Origin of the sequence: Myxococcus sp. CA040A (assembly GCF_013336725.1) — a bacterium.
Classification (GTDB): Bacteria; Myxococcota; Myxococcia; order Myxococcales; family Myxococcaceae; genus Myxococcus; species Myxococcus llanfairpwllgwyngyllgogerychwyrndrobwllllantysiliogogogochensis.
The window spans coordinates 163993-170792 of sequence record NZ_JABUMR010000015.1; the positions used below are offsets into that span (position 1 = coordinate 163993).

3 protein-coding genes are annotated in these 6800 nt (G+C 70.5%); all 3 read left to right on the top strand.

Annotated features, from left to right (window positions below; genetic code table 11):
- Window positions 1-6: 6 nt before the first annotated feature.
- Window positions 7-1299 (top strand): glycosyltransferase, encoded by a 1293-nt coding sequence (locus HUA75_RS42385; RefSeq protein WP_174489685.1) that lies wholly within the window; start codon window positions 7-9, stop codon window positions 1297-1299.
- Window positions 1300-1319: 20 nt separating this feature from the next.
- Window positions 1320-5690 (top strand): type I polyketide synthase, encoded by a 4371-nt coding sequence (locus HUA75_RS42390; RefSeq protein ID WP_254628060.1) that lies wholly within the window; start codon window positions 1320-1322, stop codon window positions 5688-5690.
- Between the two features lie 112 nt (window positions 5691-5802).
- Window positions 5803-6800 (top strand): condensation domain-containing protein (locus HUA75_RS42395; RefSeq protein WP_254628061.1); only part of this gene is annotated, 998 nt, incomplete at its 3' end.

Consider the following 6800-nt stretch of genomic DNA (forward strand, 5'->3'; position numbering starts at 1 on the left):
CACCCCATGCGAGCCATCCTCACCAACTTCGGAACCCTCGGCGACATCCAGCCCTTCGTGGCGCTGGCCGTCGAGCTGAAGCGCCACGGCCATCAGCCCGTGCTCGCCGCCGCGCCCTCGTACCGCGCGCTCGCGCAACTCCATGACCTCGACTTCATCCCGGTGGGTCCCGACCTGAGGGCGGCGCAGAGCGGCATCACCCAGGCGATGATGGGGAGCCCGGACGTCGTGCACTCCGCCGGAGGCATGCTCCAGCTCTTCCAGCCGCTCGTGGAGTCGCTGCCCCGCATGTTCGAGGACCTGCGCGCCGCGTGTCGGGGTGCGGACGTGCTCATCAGCGGGCGCGTCCAGCCCGCCGCGCGCATGGTGCATGACCTGACGCACCTGCCCTTCGTCACGGTGCTGGTGGAGCACAGCGGCAGTGGTGGTGGCGGCCCGGCCTTCCAGGCGGCCGTGCGCGGACTGGTCAATCCCCTGCGCGAAGCCCACGGCCTGCCGCCGCTGGACAATCCGCTGGTGGATGGCCTGTCGAATCAGCTCGTGCTCACCGCGCTGAGCCGGCACGTGCGGCCTCCCGCCGCGGACCTGCCGCCGCACCACCACACCGTCGGGTACTGCTTCCTCGATGAGCCGGGCTTCACGCCGGACGCGGAGCTCGCCGCGTTCCTCGCGGAGGGCGAACCTCCCGTCTGCATCACCTTCGGCAGCATGACGCATGCGGACCCGGAGGCGCTGACGGAGGCGCTGGTACAGGCCACGGTGCGCTCGGGACGACGGGCCCTCATCCAGCACGGCTGGAGCGGACTGGGGCAGCGCGCCCTCCCGTCGACAGTGAGGGCCTTGGGTCAGGTGCCGCACGCCTGGCTCTTCTCGCGGGTGTCGTGCGTGGTGCATCACGGTGGCGCGGGGACCACGGGCGCGGCCTTCCGGGCGGGCGTCCCGCAGGTCGTCGTGCCGCACACGTATGACCAGTTCACCTGGGGCGAGGTTGTCCAGGAGCTGGGTTGTGGAGGCGCGGCGCTTCCCATCGGGGAGCTGAACGCGGAGCGCCTCGGGGACGCGCTGAGCACGGTGCACGCTCGCGCGGACCTCCAGGCGTCAGCGGCGCGGCTGGGCGAGCAGCTCCGCGCGGAGCACGGAACGATGAAGGCGCGTCACCTCCTCGAGGACCTGGTCCGTCGAGTAGGGCTCGCCTCGGACTCGGGCACCGAGAACGAGGCGGACGCGGATGACGAGGGGCGGCAACAGCGCCGGCGGATGGCGCTGAAGCAGCAGCGGGCGAGGAAGGTCGAAACTTGAGCGGGACTTTGGAGAGAGACATGGCCACGGATTCTTCCAACGCGGACACCACGGGACTGGAGATCGCCATCGTCGGCATGGCCGGGCGCTTCCCGGGAGCACGCGACCTGGAGGCCTTCTGGCGCAACCTGCGGGACGGCGTGGAGTCCATCAGCTTCCTGACGGACGCGGACCTGGAGGCGAGCGCGTTGGACACGGCCGCCATCCGCTCGGACCCGAACTACGTGAAGGCCGCCGCCGTCCTGGAGGACGCGGACCTCTTCGACGCGGGCTACTTCGGCGTCACCCCCAAGGAAGCGGAGGTGATGGACCCGCAGCAGCGTGTCTTCCTGGAGTGCGCCGTGGAGGCCCTGGAGCACGCGGGCTACGACGCCGAGCGCTACAAGGGTCGCATCGGCGTGTACGCCGGCGCGCGCACGGACACGTACGTCTTCAACCTCTTCTCCAACCCCGCGGCGCTGGGTGGACTGGACCCGTTCGAGATTGGCCTGGGCAATGACCTGGCCTTCCTCACCACGCGCGTCGCTCACCGCCTCAATCTGCGCGGGCCCGCGTACTCCGTGCACACCGCGTGCTCCACCGCGCTGGTCGCGTTGCACCTGGCGGGACAGGCCCTGCTCGCGGACGAGTGCCGGATGGCCATCGCGGGCGGCGTCGCCATCAACGTCCCGCAGAAGGTGGGCTACCTGTATCAGTACGGCGGCATCGCCTCGCCGGACGGCCACTGCCGCGCCTTCGATGCGAAGGCGGCGGGTACCATCTTCGGCAGCGGCATTGGTCTGGTGGTGCTCAAGCGCCTGGAGGACGCGCTGGCCGACGGCGACACCATCCATGCGGTCATCAAGGGCTCCGCCATCAACAACGACGGCGCCGTGAAGGCCAGCTTCACCGCGCCCAGCGTGCAGGGCCAGGCCACCGTCATCAAGGACGCCCTCGCCGCAGCGGAAGTCTCCGCCGACACGATTTCCTACGTGGAGACGCACGGCACCGGCACCGCGCTGGGAGACCCCATCGAGCTGCGCGCCCTGACGAAGGTGTTCGGCGCGAAGGCGAAGGGTCGTCGCACGGTGCCCATCGGCTCGGTGAAGACGAACGTGGGCCACCTGGACGCGGCGGCCGGCAGCGCGAGCCTGCTCAAGGCCATCCTCGCGATGAAGCATCAGCAGCTTCCGCCCAGCCTCCACTTCGAGTCCCCCAACCCGCAGATCGACTTCGACAGCGGCCCCTTCTACGTGAACACCGCGCTGCAGCCCTGGCCGCGTGGCAGGACGCCCCGGCGCGCGGGCGTCAGCTCGTTCGGCATCGGCGGCACCAACGCGCACATCGTCCTGGAAGAAGCACCTCCCGCGCCGTCGGCTTCGACCGGACGCCCGTGGGAGTTGCTCGTGCTCTCCGCGCGCAGCCACACCGCGCTCGACTCGGCCACCGCTCGGCTCGCGCAGCACCTGGAGTCCCAGCCGCAACAGGCGCTGGCGGACGTGGCGTACACGCTCCAGGTGGGCCGAAAGGCCCATGCGCACCGTCGGGTAGTGGTGGCTCGCGACGGGCAGGATGCCGTGCGCGTGTTGCGCATGGCGGAGCCCCAGCGCGTCCTCTCGGGCACGCACGAGACGGGCAACCGCCCCGTGTCCTTCCTTTTCTCCGACGCCGGAGCGGAGGCTCCGCTGGAGTCGCTGTACCGCTCGGAGCCCGCCTTCCGCGCGGAAGTGGACCGCTGCGCGGAGCTGCTCCAGTCGCGGCTCGGCGTGGACCTGCGCGCCGTGCTGTATCCGGAGGACGGGAGCCGTCCCAGCCGCTCCGGCCCGGTGAGCGCCGCCGCGGGCTTCGTCGAGCCGTATGCCCTGGCGCGCCTGTGGATGTCATGGGGCGTTCAGCCCGAGTCGATGCTCGGTGAGGGCACGGGCGCGTGGATCGCCGCGAGCCTCGCGGGCACGCTCCCGCTGGAGGAGGCCCTCTCATTGGTGGTCGCCCGAGGCGAGGGCCGCGACCTGTCACCGGGCGCCTCCACGCTGAAGGCGCCCGAAGTGCCTCTCTACTCTCTCGCCACGGGCGCCCTGCTCACCGCCGCCGAGGCGACTCGACCGGAGACGTGGAAGGACGCGGCGAGCCGCGCGCCGCGCCTGGACGACGCGCTTCGTGAGCTGGTGAAGGAGCCGTCTCGCGTCGTGCTCGCGATGGGGGCCACGGGGCCGCTCGTCGATCGGGCGCGCGCGCTGGCGGGAAGCACCGGGACGCACTCGGTGCGAGGCTGCCTGCCCGCGGCTGGAGACAGCCAGCCCGCGCCGGTGGCGGTGCTCGGCACGCTGGGCCAGCTCTGGCTGGAGGGCGTGGAGGTGGACTGGGAAGCCGTGAGCGAGGGCCGTGTTCTGCGCCGCGTGCCGCTCCCCACGTACCCCTTCGAGCGCCAGCGCTACTGGGTGGCTCCGGGCACGCGCGTCGAGGCCACGCAGGCACAGGTGCCGCAGGGCAAGCTGGTGGACATGGCGGACTGGTTCCACGTGCCCGCCTGGCATCGCACGGCGCCCGTGGCCCTGGACCGCAAGGCCCTGGCCGAGCGTCGTTGCTGGGTCGTCTTCGTGGATGGACTGGGCGTCGGCGAGGCTTTGTGCCGTCGACTGGAGGAGTCAGGACAGGACGTGGTGAGCGTGCGCCAGGGGAGCGCGTTCATGCGAGACGCCGCGCGCCGCTACGCTCTCGACCCGCGTCTGCGCGGTGACTACGCCACGCTGTGGAAGGACCTGGCGGACCAGGAGCTGAGCCCGTCCGTGGTGGTCCACCTGTGGAGCCTCGCCTCGTCGGGCGAGGACCTCCCGGGGCCCGAGCTGTTCCGCAAGGTCCAGGACACGGGCTACTACAGCCTCCTGCACTTGGGGCAGGCGCTCGCCCAGGGCGACACCTCCCGCCCCGTGCGGCTGGAGGTCGTGACGGACCGGCTGCATGACGTCGCGGGCGAGGGCACCGCCCTCCCGGAGAAGGCCACGCTGCTGGGGCCCTGCAAGGTGATTCCGCAGGAGCAGGAGCACGTCACCACGCGCTGCATCGACTTGATTGCCCCCGAGCCTCGGAGCGCGGGCGTGGAGAAGCTCGCGGAGCGCCTGCTGGCCGAGTTCAGTCAACGCACGCGTGACGCGGTCGTCGCGTGGCGCTCCAACCAGCGCTTCACGCAGACCCATGCGCCGCTCCGCCTCGAGCCCTCGGGAGAGGCGCACGCGCCGCTGCGCGAGCAGGGCGTCTATCTCATCACCGGAGGCCTTGGCGGCGTGGGCCTGATGCTGGCCAGGCACCTGGCGCAGACCCTCAAGGCACGGCTCGCGCTGCTGGGCCGGACCACCCTGCCGGCGCCGTCCGAATGGGATTCGTATCTGGCCACGCACCCGGAGACTGACGCGGTGGCCCAGCGCATCCTCCGCGTACGGGAGCTGGAGCAGAGCGGCGCGCAGGTGATGGTGGTGGGCGCGGACGTCGCGGACGCCCAGCAACTGGAGGCGGCGGTGACGCAGGTGGAGGCCCGCTTCGGCGCGTTGCATGGCGTGCTCCACTGCGCGGGCGTCACCCACGGCCCGTCGCTCTACAACCCGCTGACGGAGATTGGTCGGGGCGAGTCCGAGACGCAGTTCGGCCCGAAGGTCTACGGCACGTATGCGCTGGAGAAGGTGCTGAGCCGTCGCTCGGTGGACTTCGCCCTGCTCTTCTCGTCCAACGCCGCGGTCCTCGGGGGTCTCGGCTACCTGACGTACGCGTCCTCCAACCTCTTCATGGACGCCTTCGCGCAAGCCCGCTCCGGAGGAACTGGGACTCGCTGGGTGAGCGCGTCGTGGGACCCGTGGCCGGAAGAGACGAAGCACACCCACGTACGCACCAGCATGGACCAGTACGCCATGACGCCCCAGGAAGGCGCCGAGGCCGTCCGTCGCCTGGTGACGCTCGGCGTGGATGGACACGTCATCGTCGCCACCGGAGACCTGGCCCAGCGTTGGAAGCTTTGGATTCAGCGCGACACGTCCCAGCCCACGTCGGGTGCGCGGGCGGCCGGCAAGCCGCGTCGCGCGAAGACGCCCTTCGTGGCGCCCGCGAGCGAGCTGGAGAAACAGCTCGCGGCCATCTGGCAGGAAGTCCTCGGCGTGGACTCCGTGGGCCTCAACGACAACTTCTTCGACCTGGGAGGCCACTCGCTGCTGGCCACGCGCGTGGCCGGACGCCTGCGCACCCAGTTCGAGTTCGACATTCCCCTGGCGAAGCTCTTCGAGGCCGCCACCGTGGCCTCTCTCGCGAAGCTGGTGGCCGACCACCAGACCGCGCTCGAAGAGGCCGCCAGTCAAGCCGCGCTCGAGGAGCTGTCCAACCTCAGCGACGAAGAGATTGAAGCCGAGCTGGCGCGACGCTCGCGCTAGCCCGCACTGAATTTCAGCCGGGCCGAGCAGGACACGTCATCGGCCCCCCGCAACCTTCTCCTCCGCCCTGGGTCCCCCCGGGTCGCGGAGGCACCGAAGTTGGAGTCCAGCAATGAGCGGTAGCTCCAAGAATCTCGACAAGCTCACTCCCAAGCAGCGCGCGTTGTACGAGTTGCTCCTCAAGGAGAAGAAGGGGCAGCTCCAGGCCACGACGACGCAGGCGCTCGAGCGGACCATTCCGCGTCGCGCCGGAACGGAGCCCGCACCGGCTTCCTTCCCGCAGCAGCGACTGTGGGTGGTGGACCAGCTCGAGGGCGGAGAGGCTTTCGCCTACAACGTTCACATCACCGTGCAGTTCACCGGCGTGCTGGACGTCCCCCTGCTGGAGCGGTGTGTGAATCAGGTGGTGCGACGCCACGAGTCGCTGCGCACCGTGTTCGCCGCGAGGGACGACGGGCTCCCCATCCAGGTCGTCGTGCCGGAGCTTTTGCTGACCATCCCAGTGGAGGACATCTCCCGGCTCGGCAAGGCGGAGCAGGACGAGGAGGTGGAGCGCCGCACGAGCGAGGAGTCCCAGCGCCTGTTCGACCTGGCGCGAGGCCCCCTGCTGCGCGGCAAGGTGCTGCGCCTGGGGCCCGACAACCACGTGGCCCTGGTCACCATGCATCACCTGGTGACGGACCGCTGGTCGCTGGGTGTCTTCGTCCGCGAGCTGATGGCCTTCTACGCGGCGGAGGTCACGGGACAGGCGCCCGCGATTCCCGAGCTCGTCATCCAGTACTCCGACTTCGCGGAGTGGCAGCGCGAGCGGATGCAGGGTGAGCGGCTGCGCGTCGAGCTGGACTTCTGGAAGCAGCACCTGAAGACGTTGCCAGCGCCGTTGGAGCTGCCCACGGACAGGCAGCGCCCGGCGCGCCAGACGTACCGGGGCTCCCGCCAGTTCGTCACGCTCCCCGTCGCGCTCACGCGTGCGCTGAAGGAGGTCAGCCAGCAGGAGGGGGCCACCCTCTTCATGACGCTCTTGGCCACGTTCCAGACGTTGATGCACCGGCACTCGCGACAGACGGACATCACCGTCGGCTCGCCCATCGCCGGCCGCAACGTGCCGGA